General features: G+C 41.0%; 17 protein-coding genes and 1 tRNA gene. All 18 read right to left on the reverse strand.

Annotation, left to right across the window (positions count from 1 at the left end; genetic code table 11):
* A complete protein-coding gene (locus HMPREF2926_RS04685; RefSeq protein WP_049486264.1) occupies nt 1–465 on the reverse strand; it encodes a GNAT family N-acetyltransferase in 465 nt (154 codons plus the stop codon).
* A 43-nt stretch (nt 466–508) separates the two neighbouring features.
* Nucleotides 509–1,063, reverse strand: coding sequence for a phosphoribosylglycinamide formyltransferase (purN, locus tag HMPREF2926_RS04690; protein ID WP_061590631.1), 555 nt, complete (start codon nt 1,061–1,063; stop codon nt 509–511).
* Nucleotides 1,063–2,085 carry a phosphoribosylformylglycinamidine cyclo-ligase gene (gene purM / locus HMPREF2926_RS04695; protein WP_061590632.1) on the reverse strand — a complete coding sequence of 341 codons (1,023 nt, stop codon included), beginning with the start codon at nt 2,083–2,085 and terminating at the stop codon, nt 1,063–1,065. Before purM ends, purN begins: the two co-directional genes overlap by 1 nt.
* Nucleotides 2,086–2,113: 28 nt before the next feature.
* Nucleotides 2,114–3,553 carry an amidophosphoribosyltransferase gene (gene purF, locus HMPREF2926_RS04700; protein WP_003009289.1) on the reverse strand — a complete coding sequence of 480 codons (1,440 nt, stop codon included), beginning with the start codon at nt 3,551–3,553 and terminating at the stop codon, nt 2,114–2,116.
* A 12-nt stretch (nt 3,554–3,565) separates the two neighbouring features.
* Entirely contained in the window at nt 3,566–7,291 is a 3,726-nt protein-coding gene (locus tag HMPREF2926_RS04705) for a phosphoribosylformylglycinamidine synthase (RefSeq protein WP_070586634.1), read from the reverse strand.
* Between the two features lie 208 nt (nt 7,292–7,499).
* Nucleotides 7,500–8,207: a phosphoribosylaminoimidazolesuccinocarboxamide synthase gene (purC, locus tag HMPREF2926_RS04710; RefSeq protein ID WP_003009285.1), complete on the reverse strand. Its 708-nt coding sequence runs from the start codon at nt 8,205–8,207 to the stop codon at nt 7,500–7,502.
* Nucleotides 8,208–8,357: 150 nt separating this feature from the next.
* On the reverse strand, nt 8,358–8,606 hold the full coding sequence (locus HMPREF2926_RS04715; protein ID WP_024054589.1) for an acyl carrier protein: 249 nt from the start codon (nt 8,604–8,606) through the stop codon (nt 8,358–8,360).
* A gap of 3 nt (nt 8,607–8,609) precedes the next feature.
* On the reverse strand, nt 8,610–9,605 hold the full coding sequence (plsX, locus tag HMPREF2926_RS04720) for a phosphate acyltransferase PlsX (protein ID WP_070586635.1): 996 nt from the start codon (nt 9,603–9,605) through the stop codon (nt 8,610–8,612).
* Nucleotides 9,602–10,381 carry a DNA repair protein RecO gene (gene recO, locus HMPREF2926_RS04725; protein ID WP_070586636.1) on the reverse strand — a complete coding sequence of 260 codons (780 nt, stop codon included), beginning with the start codon at nt 10,379–10,381 and terminating at the stop codon, nt 9,602–9,604. Before recO ends, plsX begins: the two co-directional genes overlap by 4 nt.
* Nucleotides 10,365–11,546 (reverse strand): pyridoxal phosphate-dependent aminotransferase, encoded by a 1,182-nt coding sequence (locus HMPREF2926_RS04730; protein WP_070586637.1) that lies wholly within the window; start codon nt 11,544–11,546, stop codon nt 10,365–10,367. The genes recO and HMPREF2926_RS04730 overlap by 17 nt, the downstream gene beginning before the upstream one ends.
* A 155-nt stretch (nt 11,547–11,701) precedes the next feature.
* Nucleotides 11,702–12,550 carry a class B sortase, LPKTxAVK-specific gene (srtB, locus tag HMPREF2926_RS04735; RefSeq protein ID WP_070586638.1) on the reverse strand — a complete coding sequence of 283 codons (849 nt, stop codon included), beginning with the start codon at nt 12,548–12,550 and terminating at the stop codon, nt 11,702–11,704.
* 88 nt (nt 12,551–12,638) lie between these two features.
* The gene (gene abpA / locus HMPREF2926_RS04740) at nt 12,639–13,241 is read right to left on the reverse strand and encodes an amylase-binding adhesin AbpA (RefSeq protein WP_070586639.1); all 603 of its coding nucleotides are present in this window, start codon (nt 13,239–13,241) and stop codon (nt 12,639–12,641) included.
* Between the two features lie 222 nt (nt 13,242–13,463).
* On the reverse strand, nt 13,464–13,604 hold the full coding sequence (locus HMPREF2926_RS11175; RefSeq protein WP_176745532.1) for a hypothetical protein: 141 nt from the start codon (nt 13,602–13,604) through the stop codon (nt 13,464–13,466).
* 46 nt (nt 13,605–13,650) lie between these two features.
* Entirely contained in the window at nt 13,651–14,625 is a 975-nt protein-coding gene (locus HMPREF2926_RS04745; RefSeq protein ID WP_021154183.1) for a ribose-phosphate diphosphokinase, read from the reverse strand.
* A gap of 178 nt (nt 14,626–14,803) precedes the next feature.
* Nucleotides 14,804–16,045, reverse strand: coding sequence for a peptidoglycan hydrolase PcsB (pcsB, locus tag HMPREF2926_RS04750; RefSeq protein ID WP_070586640.1), 1,242 nt, complete (start codon nt 16,043–16,045; stop codon nt 14,804–14,806).
* A gap of 93 nt (nt 16,046–16,138) precedes the next feature.
* Nucleotides 16,139–16,639, reverse strand: coding sequence for a rod shape-determining protein MreD (gene mreD, locus HMPREF2926_RS04755; protein WP_070586641.1), 501 nt, complete (start codon nt 16,637–16,639; stop codon nt 16,139–16,141).
* A 1-nt stretch (nt 16,640) separates the two neighbouring features.
* A complete protein-coding gene (gene mreC / locus HMPREF2926_RS04760; protein ID WP_070586642.1) occupies nt 16,641–17,459 on the reverse strand; it encodes a rod shape-determining protein MreC in 819 nt (272 codons plus the stop codon).
* Between the two features lie 62 nt (nt 17,460–17,521).
* Nucleotides 17,522–17,609, reverse strand: a tRNA-Ser gene (locus HMPREF2926_RS04765).
* Between the last annotated feature and the right edge of the window lie 32 nt (nt 17,610–17,641).

Genomic DNA, 17,641 nt, shown 5'->3' on the forward strand with positions numbered 1-17,641 from the left:
CTATTCCTCTTTCTTTAGATCCAACCGCATAGCGACTTCGTTATTTTCTTCTATAAATCCTGTTTCCTGAAAACCCAAACTAGTCAGCAGGTACTTCATTTTTTCATTTCCAACTACATAATCTGCGATAATATGATTGCAAGCTCTATCCATCTGAGCCTCTTTGATCAGAGCTTCCAAGGCTTTTCGTCCATAACCTTTTCCTTGGTACTGCTGGCCAATCATTATCCGCCAGATAAAGTATTCTGCCTCATCCTTATCTATTTCCAACAGTAGAAAACCAACTACTAGCTCATTCCAATAGATTGCCATTGGAAACACATCCCCATTCTCTCGGTAGAGCCATGCGTCAGCTAAAGAACGCACATTGGGAGCTACAAAACGTGCTCGTTCATCAGCTTCAGATATTTTCAAATCCAGCACTGCCTGAAAACTGCTCTCATCTACTAACTTCAGATTAATCATTTTTCTCCTACCAAGATTACACAATCAAAACTTGATTTCCTTCTTACCTTCTCTCCACTCCCAAACGTTCCAAGACTTCTGGATAGAGTTTGTACTCTGTTTCATGGATGCGAGTTTCGAAAGTATCAAGGGTATCCCCTTCAAGGCGCGGTACACGGACTTGCTTGATAACCTTACCGGTATCAACACCAGAATCCACCCAATGGATAGTCACACCAGACTGATCAACACCTGCATTCCAAGCATCTTCAATACCATGAGCACCAGGGAATTCAGGGAGATAAGCCGGGTGAATATTGATGATACGGCCTTCATAAGCTGCTAGCAAAGTTGGACCGACGATTTTCATATAACCCGCCAAGCAAACCAAGTCAATTTGGTGTTCATCCAAGAGGTGAACAATCGCTTCTTCATAAGCTACTTTATTGTCAAATTCCTTGAGTTCAAAGGCATGACTAGCCACACCAAGATTCTTGGCCCGTTCTAAGACATAGGCATCCCGGTGGTCTGAAAAAACAAATTCTACTGGAAATTGTTCTGCAATCACCTGGAAGTTTGAGCCGTTGCCAGAGGCAAATACAGCAATCCTTTTAGCCATTATTTAATCACCACACTTGCGCCATCTTTCTTCACAATCCGACCGATTTCATAAACAGGTTCGTCAAGAAGTTCTTTGACACGTTCCACATTTTCTGGTTTCACTGCAAGCATGAGACCAATCCCCATGTTGAAGATTTCAAACATTTCTTCATGTTTAATTTGGCCATATTTTTCAAGAGCTTTGAAAATTGGAAGAACTGGGACTTTGCTTTCGTCAATTTCAGCAGCCAAGTCATCTGAGAACATACGTGGTACATTTTCGATGAAACCACCACCTGTGATGTGGGCAATTCCGTTGACCAATTCTTCTTTGATGAGTGGCAATGCTGCTTTGACGTAGATACGAGTTGGCTCCAAAAGAACGTCTTTAAGTTTCTTCCCTTCCAATTCTGGGAGAACTTCTTCACCTGTGTAATCCGCAAAGACACGACGAACAAGTGAGTAACCATTTGAGTGGATACCGCTTGAAGCAAGTCCAAGAATCACATCCCCTTCAGCTACTTTTGAACCGTCAATGATTTGAGATTTTTCTGCAACACCGACAGCAAACCCAGCCAAATCATAGTCATCTTCACCATACATACCAGGCATTTCAGCCGTTTCTCCACCGATAAGGGCTGCACCAGCCTGCACACAACCTTCTGCAACACTAGCAACGACTTGCTCTAATTTAGCAGGTTCATTTTTACCAGTTGCGATATAGTCAAGGAAGTAAAGGGGCTCCGCACCTGCAGCGATGATATCGTTAACACACATAGCCACACAGTCTTGACCGATCGTATCGTGTTTGTCGTACTTGATGGCAAGCATGAGTTTAGTACCGACACCATCTGTACCTGAGATCAAAACAGGCTCTTTGACACCTGTTTTTGAAAGATCAAACATGCCTCCGAAACCACCAAGAGCTCCCATGACACCCGCACGTTCCGTACGAGCAACGTGTTTTTTGATCCGTTCAACAACTTCATAACCCGCTTCAACGTCTACGCCAGATTGAGCGTATGCATTCTTATTTGTCATTTTTTAATCCTTTTCTTTTGCACTACTCCTAATAGAAAGAAGTATGTTCCTTCAAACTTTCCACATAGCGTTCTTCGTAGTCATACAAAGGTGTTGGATATTTTCCATCAAAGTAAGCCACACAAAGACCGCCATTTGGAGCATCTGTATCAATTCCAATAGAATCAATCAAGCCATCGATTGACAAATACGTCAAGCTATCTGCACCAATGATATCGCGTGTTTCCTCTACTGTATGATTGGCAGCAATCAATTCCTTACGTGTTTGAATATCGATCCCGTAGAAACATGGATAAGCAAGGGCTGGGCTACCGATTGCCACATGGACTTCTGTAGCCCCTGCTTCTTTCAATAACTTCACAATCCGACGTGATGTTGTCCCACGTACGATAGAATCATCAATCATGACAACCCGTTTGCCTTTCACGACACCGGATACGGCAGAGAGCTTCATCCGAACCCCTTGCTCACGTAATTCTTGTGTCGGTTGAATAAAGGTCCGTTGGGTGTATTGGTTTTTAATCAAGCCCATTTCATTTGGTAGGCCGGATTCTTCCGCAAATCCCATAGCTGCACTAAGTGAGGAGTTAGGTACACCGACCACAATATCTGCTTCATGTTTAAATTCACGTGCCAATTGAGCCCCCATACGTTTACGAGCTGTATGGACATTGACCCCTTGAATATTGGAGTCCGGGCGGGCAAAGTAGATATACTCCATCGAACAAACAGCCAATTGGGTGTCCGTTGTATAGTTATCGTAAGTGATGCCGTTATCATCGATGATCACGACTTCACCTGGATTCACATCGCGGATCCACTCAGCACCAACCACTTCAAAGGCACAGGTTTCAGAGGAAACTACGATAGCGCCATTGGCCATTTTCCCAATCGAAAGAGGACGGAAACCATTTGGATCCAAGGCCGCAATCAGCTTATCTTCCAGCATGAGAAGGTAAGCAAATCCACCTTTCACCGTATTCAGGGCTTCTTTCACCTTACCCATGAAAGAAGGGTTGTGGCTCCGACGAATCAAGTGGGCCAAGATTTCTGAATCAGAAGTTGAGCTAAAGATCGCTCCGTTATTTTCCAACTCCCGTTTAAGGGACTTGGCATTGGTCAAATTCCCGTTATGGGCCAGTCCAAACTGGGTATCATGAAAGCGAAAGAGGAAGGGTTGGATGTTATCCACCGAAGCTTCCCCAGCTGTCGCATAGCGAACATGGCCAATCGCTCCCGTTCCTGTTAACTTATCCAAGTTAGCAGGATTTCGAAATACTTCTGAGAGAAGCCCCGTGTCACGATACCGTTTTAATTGACCCGCATCATTCGAAAGGATCCCTGCCCCTTCTTGACCACGGTGTTGAAGACTGTGTAATCCGAAATAAGTCAGTTTTGCAGCATCTGGGTGTCCCCAGATCCCAAAAATACCACATTCTTCATTAAGAGATTTAACTTCGTATGTCATTTTGTATACCTTTTATTTTCCAGTAAAGTATTTAACCGCTGATGCAAAGAGATGTTGGTCTTTATTTCCTGGAATATTTTGGAAGAGACCGTCTTCGAAACGTTCTGAGTGTCCCATCTTCCCGATGATTTGACCGTTCTTGCTGGTAATCCCTTCAATCGCATGGACAGAACCATTTGGATTGTATTTTGAATCCATGCTTGGTTTACCTTCGAAGTCAACATATTGGGTAAAGATTTGACCATTGTCACGAAGCTCTGCAAATTCTTCAGCTGTCACGACAAATTTACCTTCACCGTGTGATACTGGGATGGCATGAATGTCACCAACTTTCACGCCGGCAAGCCATGGTGAGTTCGTGTTGGCAATCCGTGTTTCCACCATCTTAGCCACGTGTTGGTTGGCATCATTGTAGAAGAGAGTTGGACTCGTGCTACTTGCATCTTCAAAGTTACCGTATGGAAGAAGACCTGATTTGACAAGGGCTTGGAATCCGTTACAGATACCGATGATCAAACCACCTCGTTCGATGAAGCTATCAATGGCTGCACGTACTTTTTCATTGAGCAAGATGTTAACGATAAATTTAGCTGATCCATCTGGTTCATCCGCTGCTGAGAAGCCACCTGCAAAGAAGATAATGTTAGCTTTTTCGATATTGTCAACCATAGTGTCAACAGACTTGACAATAGCTTCTTCATTCAGTGTGACAAATGGTACCAAGTTGACTTTTGCACCTTCTTTTTCAAAGGCCTTAGCTGAATCGTACTCAGAGTTAGTACCTGGGAATACTGGGATGTAAACCACTGGTGGATCAACTGTTTCTTTAGCTTTGATCACAGCATCTGATGCTACAGCAGGTACTTCTTCCAACTCAGTTGCCTGTGCAAATTCCGTTGGGTAAACCTCTTCCAATTTACCTTGGAAGGCACTGTCAAGTTTGTGTCCATCAAGCGTTACACCGTTGACAGTGAGTGTAAAGTCAGTCACTGTTTGTCCAATCTTGGCAACACCTGCAATTTCTTCAGGCGATGTGAAGACGAATCCACCTAATTGAGCTGTCAAGCTAGTGTCAAGATCAGCTAATTCGACGTTAGCTCCAATATGGTTCCCAAATGTTGCAAGGGCAAGAGCTTCAACCACACCACCATATTTAACAGCTGATGCAGCTGTCACTTTGTGGTCAGCTTGGATAACTTCAAATTGAGCAAAGTTCGACTTGATGAGATCAAAGTCAATTTCTTGCGCCAAAGCTTGACCAGGAATATAGTAAATATTTTCACCAGTAGCTTTGAATTCTGGAGAAAGAACCTTACGGCTATCCGCAGTTGTGACACCAAAAGCAACCAAGGTTGGTGGTACGGTTAATTCTTCAAAGGTACCAGACATCGAGTCTTTCCCACCGATAGATGGCAAACCAAGTTGAATCTGAGCTTCAATTGATCCAAGGAGAGCTGATACTGGTTGACCAAAACGCTCTGCTTGTTTATCCATACGCTCGAAGTATTCTTGGTAAGAGAAACGAGCCTTAGACCAGTTGGCACCAGCAGCAACCAAACGAGCAGTTGCTTCGATGACCGCATAAGCAGCACCATGATATGGAGACCATTCTGCGATGTAAGGGTTGAATCCTTGTGCCATTACTGATGCAGTATGAGTTACGCCATGTTGGACCGGCAATTTCTGTACAGAAGCTTCCGTTGGTGTAATTTGATAGCGCCCGCCAAGTGGGTGATTAACTGTTGAACGACCAACTGAGCTATCAAAGATGGTTTGTAGCCCTTTTTGACTGGCATGGTTCAGGTCAGCCAAGACTTCAAGAGTATCCGCTTCAAGGGTTTCAGCAGATGTTTGACGTTCTTCTGGAAGCTTGACATCCTTGTCAACCACCTTAGCATCTACAACCACACGTACACCGTTCGTATCAAGGAAACGACGTTCCAAATCAACGATGGTTTCACCATTCCAGTGCATGACAAGATTTGGTTTTTCAGTTACTGTTGCAACGACAACAGCATCAATATTTTCTTTGTTACATTCAGCAACGAAGGCATCTACATCTTCTGGACGAACCACTACAGCCATCCGTTCTTGAGATTCTGAGATAGCAATTTCTGTACCGTTCAAACCTTGGTATTTCAATGGCACTTTGTCTAGATCAATTTCAAGACCATCTGCCAATTCACCGATAGCCACACAGACACCACCAGCACCAAAGTCATTTGATTTCTTGATCAAACGGGTCACTTCCCCATTACGGAAAAGACGTTGAATCTTCCGTTCTTCGATGGCATTCCCTTTTTGAACCTCAGCACCAGCTGTCTCAACAGATTCAACCGTTTGAACTTTAGAAGAACCTGTCGCACCACCGACACCGTCACGTCCAGTCTTACCACCAAGCAAGATAATCACATCACCTGCTTCAGGTTTTTCACGGACAACATTTTCCTTAGGAGCCGCACCGACAACTGCACCTAGCTCCATACGCTTAGCAACGAAACCTGGGTGGAAGTATTCACGAACATAAGTTGTTGCAAGACCAATTTGGTTACCATATGAAGAATAACCGTGAGCCGCTGTTTTAGAAATCACTTGTTGTGGCAATTTACCAGCGCGAGTTTCTGAAATTGGAGCCGTGATATCACCAGCACCTGAGATACGCATGGCTTGGTAAACGTAGGAACGACCTGACAATGGGTCACGAATGGCACCACCGATACAAGTAGCCGCTCCACCAAATGGTTCAATCTCCGTTGGGTGGTTGTGCGTTTCATTTTTGAACATAAGAAGCCATGGTTCTTTGACACCATTGACATCTACTTCAATTTCAACTGAGCAGGCATTGATTTCATCAGACACTTCCATGTCCTCCAAACGACCATTAGCACGCTCATAACGGCCAAAAATAGTCGCCATATCCATCAAGGTTTGAGGTTTTTCTGTACGTCCCAACTCATCACGCATGGCAATATACTTGTCATAAGTCGCTTGCAATTGTTTTTGGAATTTAGAAGCTGAGAAGTCGATGTTTTTCAACTCAGTTTCGAAAGTTGTGTGACGGCAGTGGTCAGACCAGTAAGTATCCAAAACCTTCAACTCAGTCTCAGTTGGTACACGTCCAATGGATTTGAAGTAATCTTGAATGAAGAGAAGGTCATCCACTTCCATGGCCAATCCTTGCTCAGCCTTATACTGTGCAAAATCTTCTGCCGTATAAGTTTCAAAGAAATCCAAGCTTGGAATGGTCTTGTCAGACTCAGAGAAATCCTGTTTCGCAATACCAACAGTGATATCTTTGAAACGAGAATCCACTGGGTTCAAAAGGTAGTTTTTGACAGCTTCCAACTCATTCGCATCGATATCCTTGTTAACCAAATACAATTGCGCTGTATTCACTGTTACGTCATTTGAACTACCAAGCAAAAGCAAAGCTTCTTGTGAAGATGCCGCACGTTGGTCAAATTGACCAGGCAAGCTTTCAATCGCAAAGAAAGCATACTTCTCAAGATCAGCCTGAACCGCAGCCTCGTCCAAAACAGTATCAGTCACTTGCTCAGAGAAGATGTGTTTTTCCGCACGCGCAAACAAGTCCTCTGCCAAACCAAAAACATCGTAAACCTGAACAATCCGAAGATCCTTCAAGGTTTTCAACTGAAGATTATGCTGCAATTCTTTTACTAAAGAGTCCGATTTTACACGAAAATCAGCTTTTTTCTCAACGAAAATACGTTTATCCATTTTATTTCCTTTATTTCTATTCAAACATGTTATCGAAGACGAAGGTTTTCTATTTCAAAAAGATCACTTCAAACCTTGCAATTTTTCCAATACAACTTCATAAACATCTATCAAGCTACCAAGATCACGACGGAGTGAAAATGTCTAATAGACCTTTTCAGCCTGAGTCCTTTTACTTGAAAGACGAAGGTTTTCCGTTTCAAAAAGATTACTTTAAGCCCTGTAATTTCTCCAACACAACCTGATATACATCCGTTAAACTGCCCAAATCCCTACGGAAAACATCCTTGTCCATATGGTGCCCTTCAGCATCCCAAAGGCGACAATTATCTGGAGAAAATTCATCTGCCAAGATGATCTTGCCATCCTTATCAAAACCAAATTCCAATTTGAAGTCAATCAAGCGAAGACCAATTTGTGCAAACCAATCTTTTAACAATTCATTAATGCGACGTGTTTCTTCCTTAATATAAGCAATTTGTTCATCATTGGCAATATCCAAAAACTTCACATGCTCATCATTGATGAATGGGTCATCCAACTCATCGTTCTTGTAGTAAAATTCAACGATTGGAGTTTTCAAGTCCAAACCTTCTTCAACACCAAACCGTTTTGAGAAAGAACCCGCAGTCACATTGCGAAGAACCACCTCCAAAGGAATAATTTTTACTTTCTTGTTGAGTTGTTCTGTGTCAGAAATACGTTTTATAAAGTGAGTCGCAACACCCGCAGCATTCAATTTTTCAAAAATAAGAGACGAAATCTGATTATTTAGCACACCTTTTCCTTTAATAGTCTCCTTACGAGCCCCATTTAGCATGGTTGCCTGGTCCTTATAGACCGACTTAATCACATGTTCGTCCTCAGTAGTATAGATATCCTTAGCTTTTCCAGTATAAATCAGTTGATTGGTCATGACTTTGTTCGCCTTTCGTATTTTATCACCTTCATTCTATCACATACAAAGTGTATTTTCAATAAAATTCCGTACAATATAAGCAGAATCCGAATAAAAAGGACAGAAAAAAAGATCATCCAGAATAATCTCTGAACGATCCCTTTTTCATTAGTGACCAGCAGTTCGTTTTTCGATATAGTCGACAACATCCCCTACTGTGTTAAATTCATCAATAGCCTTGTCCGGAATCTCAATTTGGTATTCATCCTCAAGATTGATAATAAATTCCATCAATTCAACAGAATCCGCCTGTAAATCCTTACGTAAGTCAGATTCCAAAGACACTTGAAAGTCTGGGCCCTTGCGATCTTTGAGAAATTCCTCAATAGTAGCTAAAATTTCGTTTTGTTTACTCATACATTACCCTTCCTTCGATAATTCCTTCACTGATTTTCCAACAACATCTGTCTCTAACATAGTCCGAATCTGACGAATCGTGCTATAGACAGCTTTGGAATCACTCGAACCATGCGTTTTAACAACAGGTGCTTGAAGGCCAAACAAGACCGCTCCTCCAACATCTGAGAAATCCAAGGTTCGCTTCAATGATTTCAAACGATCCTTGAGCAGAAAAGCTCCTAATTTCGCCTTCCAGTTTCCAGTGGCAATCGCTTGTTTCAATTGCTTCAAGATCCCAAAAGCCGTTCCTTCCATCGTTTTCAAGACAGCGTTTCCCGTGAAACCATCCGCCACAACGACATCAGCAACGCCATCCATCAAGTCACGCGCTTCCACGTTTCCAACAAAATGAATCGACTCATCCTCAGATAACAATTGGTAGGTTTCCTTGCGCAAAGGATCTCCCTTACTAGCTTCTGTCCCATTGTTCAATAGACCCACGCGCGGTTTTTGAATCCCACGAACATTTTCAGCATAATAAGACCCCATCACAGCATACTGATGCAAGTGCTCTGGTGTATTTTCCGCATTGGCCCCTAAGTCTAGCATATCATAGCCACGACCATCAACCGTCGGAAGTGTCGACATCAAGCCAGGGCGTTCCACCCCTTTGATGCGGCCAACGATAAAGAATCCAGCCGCCAATAGCGCACCTGTATTTCCCGCAGATAGCATGGCATCAACCTCACCATCTTTCACATCCTTGGCAGCTAAGACCATAGAAGCCTGTTTTTTTCGACGAATGGCCCGCGTTGGCTCATCATCTGAATCGATTTTTTCTTCCGTATGCACAATCAATACACGTTCTGTTGCGGTTAAATATTCTTTGATTTTTGCCTCATCGCCATACAAGACAATCTCAATATCATCAAAATCGCGAATGGCTTGATTCACACCTTCTACCAAGGCTTGAGGTGCATTATCGCCCCCCATTGCATCTACTGCAATTTTTTTCATGTTTCACCTCCAGATGAATCTTTCATAATCGCTCCCCAATCACTCAAGGAATCGATAAACTTTTTAGCTTTTAAATGGATCCCTACATACTCCTCATACAACTGATCAATTGCCTGACGCAGAGCTGTTTTCATCTCCGCTTGTAGAGAAATCGTCTCCAACTCACTGAATCGTACTGCTTGGAACTGATCCAATAGATAGAGAACATTTGGATGCCAGTGAGCTCGCCTCTCATCCCGATCATAATGATCCGGACAAAGGACCCCACTATACCGAAAGGAATAGTCAAAAGGAAGGCCAACCCGATGACAGAAACAACATTCATGTAGGTTCAAGACAACCCCGAACCGCGAAAGAATCTGAATCTCAAAAATATTGGTCAAAACCTCATAATCCAGACCATCTTCCATCAAAGACAAGGTCTTCTCTAAAAACGCAAACAAGGCCGGATCTACTTGATTATCCTGAATACTGGCATCCGCAAGCGCAAGAACATAGGTCGCATAAGAAAGGGCAAAAAGATCTGCATTGATTTTCTTATAAACCTGCACATCTTGAAAATCATCAATATAACTCAACCCATCATCATTGATTTTCAACAACATATCTGCCGTTACCAAAGGTTGCAACATGGGATTCAACCGTGATTTTCCCGCATGTTTCACAAAAAACATCCGCTTCCCTGACTTCTCTGTGAAGATTTTGACCAGCTTGTCATCCTCACGAAACTCCCGATTATACAGGACAATTCCCCGGGTCTCAATTGACTCCAGCATGTTCTTCCATATACTCCTTCAAGCGTTTCATTGCTTCCTTGATAACCTCCATGCTGGCTGCATACGACAAACGCACATAGCCTTCACCATATTGACCAAAAGCAGCACCAGGAATAAAAGCAACTGCTTTTTCACGCGCAAAATCCTGCAAGAAAGCGAAGGAATCTTGATTAAAACCAGCTGGGATTTTAGCAAAAATATAGAAAGCTCCATCTGGCTTAATAATCTCAAACCCAAGCGCGGACATCTTTTCGATGATGTAATCCCGACGCTTCACATATTCTTTCTTCATTGGCTCCGCATCATCCCGACCAGCAGTCAAGGCCTCAATCGCAGCATACTGGTTTATGGTTCCAGCAGCAGTAACCAAATACTGATGGCTCTTGATCAATTGCGCTGTAAATACAGCAGGCGCAAAGATAAAACCAAGCCGCCAACCCGTCATAGCATGAGATTTGGACAAGCCATTGATGACAATGGTCTGCTCAGGAATAAATTCAGCCATAGAAACATGCGCTTCTCCAGTATAAGTCAACTCTGAATAAACTTCATCACAGACAACAAAAACTTCGTATTTTTTCAAGACCGCAGCCAATTCTGCCATCTGTTCACGCGAATAAGTGACCCCTGTCGGATTAGCTGGATAATTGAGAATAACTGCCTTCAGCTTGTCTCCTTGCTCCACAATAGCTTTTTCCAATTTTTCAGGTGTCAATATAAATTGATCCGCCGTCGTATCAATTTCAACAATATCCGCACCAACCAGATTCACAATAGGCTCATAACCAGGATAAGCCGGTGCAGGAAGAAGCACTACATCTCCAGGTTCCAAGATTGCTGTCAAGGTTGCAGATAGGGCTTCAGTCGCACCGATCGTCACCAATATCTCATCCTCAGGACGATAGTGAATACCATACTTTTCAGCCACAAACTGACTAGCAGCTTCACGCAAAACCAGCAAACCACTCATCCCAGTGTAATGGCTAAAATTCGCATCAATGGCAGCCTTTCCTGCTTCTTTTACATGTTCAGGAGTTGTAAAATCCGGTTCCCCCAAAGTCAAACGCAAGACACCAGGAATGGAAGAAATTGATTGATCGAACTGACGAATCAAAGATACTTCAATCCGATTCAGATTTTTATTAAAACGTTTCGTTAAATCCATAGAACACCTCCAAAAACACTTATATTCATTATACTATAAATAGGACCCCATCGCAAAAGAACAAGCCAGATCCCCACCTTTTACTTACCACCAAAGGACATTTCAAAAATCCTTCCATGCAAAAAAGACTTAGCAATGCTAAGTCTTTCAAGTCATTATTCTTGACCACGTGTTGCCACGTATTTCAATTGATCTGCATGCTTCGCCACAAAATCCTTCATTTCTGAATCAGGAATTTGACGGAGGTAGAGGTTGGAACGAATGGTTTCATCCTCTTCACGACAAGTTGACAATACTAAATACTTATCAGATGCTTTGATCTTGATATTAGGATTCTTCGTACGAGCTGACTCATAGATATTCTTCAACTGAGTGGTGAAATCTTTATCATCTGTAAAGCTTGTACGGTAGAAAGCAGTGTCCTCTGGGACAATGACCAATCCCATCGCTTCATAGTAATATTTCCGCTCTGGTGTCTCAATCACAACATACGGATGTTGATCGAAAAATTCTTGCGTATCGTAGAAGTTGACATCGTTAAACATGCGGTGGTCGCCAACCTTACTACCACGAGCATGACCAAACAACCAAGTCAAACGATCACTGAAGTCTTTCTTGTTATCCATATCCATGAAGACTGTCCCCATGTATGGCTCATTCCCACCATCGAAAGTTTTATTCAGATAGGTTTCGTTGTCCTTTGTTTGCACAACAGGTTCATCCAACTCCGTACCCGGTGCGTAGACATAAGCAATTGCTTCAGGATTAACAGCAGTTAACTGAGCAAAACGATTTTTCAGGTAATCTTTTTCTTCTTGACTAGGTTCATATTTGGCTGCTTGCTTAGTTGAACTTGTTCCAGTTGTCTTTTTAGCCGTACTAGATGACTTACTTCCTCCAAAAGGATTAAAGAAAATAAATCCAGCAACAAGCACAACAACTGCAACAAGAGCAGCAATCACAACACCTAATTTAGTTGAACTTTTTTCCCCAGCTCTTTTCATTGATTGATCTCCTCTTGATGATTTTTTCTAAAAAATAACACTGAACCCGAAGGTCCAGTGATATTTTACGAGCTAATTAATAATCAAATTATTTAGCTGCGCTTGTTTTTGGAAGAGCTTTACCAGCTTGTTTTGAACCAGCTTTACCAGCTTCTGCTTTTTTAGCTGCTTCTTCAGCTTTAGCTGCGTCTGCTTTAGCTGCGTCTGCTTTAGCTTGTTCTGGATTGATTCCATGTTCTTTCAAGTAACGAGCATTCTTTTGTTCTGGAGTTTCATTCAAAATGTAGAAGTTTCCTTCTTTTTTAGAAGCTGTATTCCATTTCTTTTGAAGCTCTTGAACATATTTGTTACGAACGTTGTTACGAGCAGTGTTCAACGCTGATTCATAAGCTTCTTTCTTTTCAGTGTAAAGGTGTGATCCGCCTTCAACTGCATCAAGTGCAGATTTAGCTGCAACTACTGCTGGATCTTGAGCTGCTTCAGCATCGATATCTTCAGCATGTTGTGCAAGATATTCATTTACTTTATCAGCATTTACAAATTCTGTTTGAAGTTCGTATGCTTGACGTGAATCATAAGCACCTGGAAGATTAGTTCCACCATTTACTGCTGGGTTATCATTTGCAAATGCTGGCGCTGCTGCTGCAAAGACTGCAAGGGCTGCTACTGATGATAATAAAACTTTTTTCATTGTTTTATCTCCTTTTTTCTTTTCAAAAATTATTCGTTACTTCGTAACTATGACTAGTATACTAGGATATTCTTCCCATGTCAAGACTTTTTCTTTAAAATTTTAAAAAAAATTTAAGGTTTTGACCTATTTGAAAGATGAAATTACGAATTCGTAACATTTCTAAATAAATTTTATTTTTGTAAACATTTTCAATAAAACTTCATTTTTTCTAAACGAATCCTATTTCATAACTCCATTTTTAGGCAGTCGTTTCTTGGGCAAACTAGGATCAGCCTTTGCTTCTAGTTCTTTAGCTGCTTGAACCAGTTTTTTCCGTTCCTTTTCTTTTTTTAGATCTTGCCACCATTTTCTGATTTTCATTTGTATTCCTCCTAAACAAAAGAGGCTGGTCTCCAGCCTCTTATTGTTAACATTTTTTGGCATTTCCGATTTCAAACAGAGGGGAAAGAGGACGATTTTCGTGAATGCGAACAATAGCCTCTGCAAGAAGTTTCGCAATCGAAATTTGCTCAATCTTATCAATCAATCGATCTTCCGGTAGATAAATCGTATCCAACACCACCAACTTCTTAATGGCTGATTTTTGGATGTTGTCCATCGCTGGTCCTGATAAAACAGGGTGAGTACAGCTCGCATAAACTTCAACAGCACCTGCTTCTGCAAGGGCATCCGCGGCATGACAGATTGTACCAGCTGTATCAATCATATCATCAATCAAAATACAAGTCTTGCCTTCAACACTCCCAATGATATTCATCACTTCACTCGTATTCATCTTATCGACACTTCGACGTTTATCAATAATCGCAATCGGTGTCTTCAAAAATTCAGCTAATTTCCGAGCACGAGTCACACCACCATGGTCTGGACTGACAACAACATAGTCTTTCCCAATCATCCCGCGACGTTCAAAATAGTCGGCGATCAAAGGCGCACCCATCAAGTGGTCAACAGGAATATCAAAGAAACCTTGAATTTGTGCGGCGTGCAAATCAATTGTCAACAGACGATCAACTCCAGCAACCTCAAGCATATTGGCTACCAACTTAGAAGTGATTGGTTCACGAGCTCGAGCTTTCCGGTCTTGACGAGCATAGCCGTAATATGGCATCACCACATTAATGGATTGCGCACTAGCCCGTTTCAACGCATCTACCATAATCAAAATTTCCATTAGATTATCGTTAACCGGTGAGCTAGTGGATTGCAAAATATAAACATCTTTCCCACGGATTGATTCTTCAATATTAACCTGAATTTCTCCATCAGAAAATTGACGAACCGTTGACTTTCCAAGCGGTAGTCCCATTTCTCGAGACACACGTTGAGCCAATTCTTGATTTGACGACAAAGCAAAGAGCATTAAATCAGAAAATGACATGATTTCCTCCAGTAAAATCTAAAACCATATTGTACAGTCAGCACAAATTTCTCCTGTAATCATTTTATCGCTTTTTAAGCAAATATTCAAATATTAATTTATGGAAATTACAAAATCTATCACTACCTAAATTCTCTCAAAAAAGAAGCAGAACAAATGTTCTGCTTCAGTGTAATTCTTAGTTTGGATAGATATAAGTAACAGTACCTTGTGCTGTTGTTGGGTTAAACCAACCTCGGTAGTTCCCAATACTACGGATACCATTATAGTTAGACTCAGAAACTTGGATGCTTGTTGTAGATTGAACAGCTGTAACAACTGCTACGTGTCCATATCCACCATCATTCCAACATGCAATGGCACCAACTTGTGGTTGAGATCCTGTACGGAATCCTGCTGCTGCTGCACTTGCTGCCCATTGTCCACCATTACCCCAGTAATCACCTGCCCATGGAGCCAATGTCTTCGCACCCCATGTACATTCACCAACTGGATAAGATGATGCAGATGTACTATAAGTTGGACGAGAAGTAGTTGCTACTGGTGCAGCTGCTGCTTGAGTTTGAACAGCAGGTTGAGCTGCTGCTTGAGTTTGTGCAGCCGCTGGTGTTGCAGCAGGTGTTTGAGCCGCTGCCTGAACTTGTGCTTGAAGAGTTGTATTAGCAGAAGCTTTTACAGCTGCTTGTTGTTCTTTTTGTTTTGCACGGTAAGCTGCTTCAGCTGCTGCCGCCGCTGCTGCTGCTTTTTCAGCTTCAGCTTTTTGTTGCAACAAAGCATTCTTTTCGTTTTCAGCAGTTGATTTTTCAGCAGCTAAGTTCAATTGTGCTACTTTCAACTCAGCTTCTTTTGTTGACAAAGCTTGCGCATCATCTTCTAATTGCTGTTTGTTTGCAATGACAGTGTTGATTGCGTCGTTGTTTTCTTTTTGTTTTTGTGCAATATCTTCTTTATCACGTTTTTGCTCTTGCAACATTTTGTTGTTAGCATCTGCAATTTCATTCATAGCAGAAATACGTGAGATAGCTTCTGTCAAAGATCCAGAGCTAACAATCGCATTAATATAGCTTGTTGCAGTACCAGTTGTTTGAGCGCTACGTGCTTGATTTGCAAGTGATTCTTGACGAGCAACAATATTTTTTGACAACTCATCGATCTCAGCTGACAATCGTTCAGACTCTTCATTCAAACGGTCATTTTCAGCTTGAAGATTTTCTTGTTGTTTTTTAATTTCAGATACTTGACCTTGAATTTGATCTACCTGAGCTTGTGCACTTTGTTGTTGTTGATTAATACTATTGATTTTGTTATCTTGAGCAGCAATCTTATCATCTGTTGAATCAGCTGATACACCAGCTACGACAGCACCTTGTGATAAAGCAACTGTACTCAATAAGATTGTGGCAAATAATTTTTTCTTCATTAGATAAATTTTCCCTTTCTAATAAGACACTAACTAGTATAACAAATTTTTTAAAAATTTATATTACGCTATTGTTACATTTTTATTTCGAGTTTATAAATAAATCTTTTCAAGTAAAGGCTGTAATACTATTAATAGAAGCACATTCAAAATTAAACTTGGAAAAATTTGGTAAATAATTAGTGTAATCCAGTTAAATTTTATGCCGATAAAAAGAATCAAAAGAAGATTTGTTAAAATCTGAAATAATAGAATCGTTAGTAAAAATGTAAAAAAACGAGTCAATCGATTGACCAAAATAATCTGATTACACCGATAAAAAATCACCTGTAGTATAGGAAATACTAGGAATGCAATTCCTAGAGTGTGTAAAAAATACACATCAAAACAAAAACCAAAGAAGACTCCCCACCAAATACTAGCTATCTCAGAGAAATAGAGACTCAATAACATAAAACCATATAGAAATAAAAATGAAGTAGGTTCAAAGGAGTTTGGACAGAAACGAGAAATAAGAAAAGAGATCTGCCCGTCAACAAATAAAGATAAGAATAAGATTAAAGGGAAAAAATGGTACTTACGTATGACTTTCACACTACTCTCCGATCAATAGTACATAACGATTAACATCTAAATTAGCCTTTGGTTTCACACGAATTTCTTGACCTAACTGATCAGATGCCTTTTGAGTAGAAGTCACTGTACCAAGAGGTAAGTCACTACTCTTATATTTTCCTAAACCACTTGTTGAAACCAGAGATCCTTTTTTAATTTCAACTGGATCTCCAATTTGCAACAACCGAAACTCACCTGTCTTCTCGTCATAACCATTTAATAAAGCAAAAATAGATTGACCTTGACTCTCAATTTTAAACGTCAGGTGTTGTGAAGAAATAGTATCTTCGACTAATAATTTCACTTTGCTAGAATTTTTCTCTATACTTTCTACCACACCAATGACGCCACCAGACGAAAGGACAAACATAGAATCAGAAATTCCATCTGAACTACCTTTATCAATAACAAATTCCTGATCCCACGAACCATAATTACGGTCAATAATCTCACTAACGACTTGTTTAGAACCCGATACAGAATTCTTGATTGATACCAAATCCTTTAATTCTCTATTTTCTGATTCCAAACGTTTAAGTTTTGACTGGTCAATATCCTTTTGATAAAGACGTGATTTTAACGAACGGTTTTCATCATTTAATTCAGATAAATTCTTTAAATCCTTTGCCTTAGATTCCACAACAACAAATGGTACCGATACTGCCTTATCAACAATAGCTAATATATCAGAAGATTTTAAAACAATCGAAGTTCTAACAGATGGAAAAAGAAATAAAATTCCTGAAACAGTTAAAACAAACACAAAACTAAAAATTTTAAAGAATCGATTCAAGAACATAGACAAAACCTTCAAAAATATAAAAAATAGTTTGAGATGACATCTCAAACTTCGAAATTATACGGAGAATGGGGGATTCGAACCCCCGCGCCAGTTACCCGACCTAACGATTTAGCAAACCGTCCTCTTCAGCCTCTTGAGTAATTCTCCAAAATGGGCACGAGTGGACTCGAACCACCGAC

The organism is Streptococcus sp. HMSC078D09 (assembly GCF_001813675.1).
Classification (GTDB): Bacteria; Bacillota; Bacilli; order Lactobacillales; family Streptococcaceae; genus Streptococcus.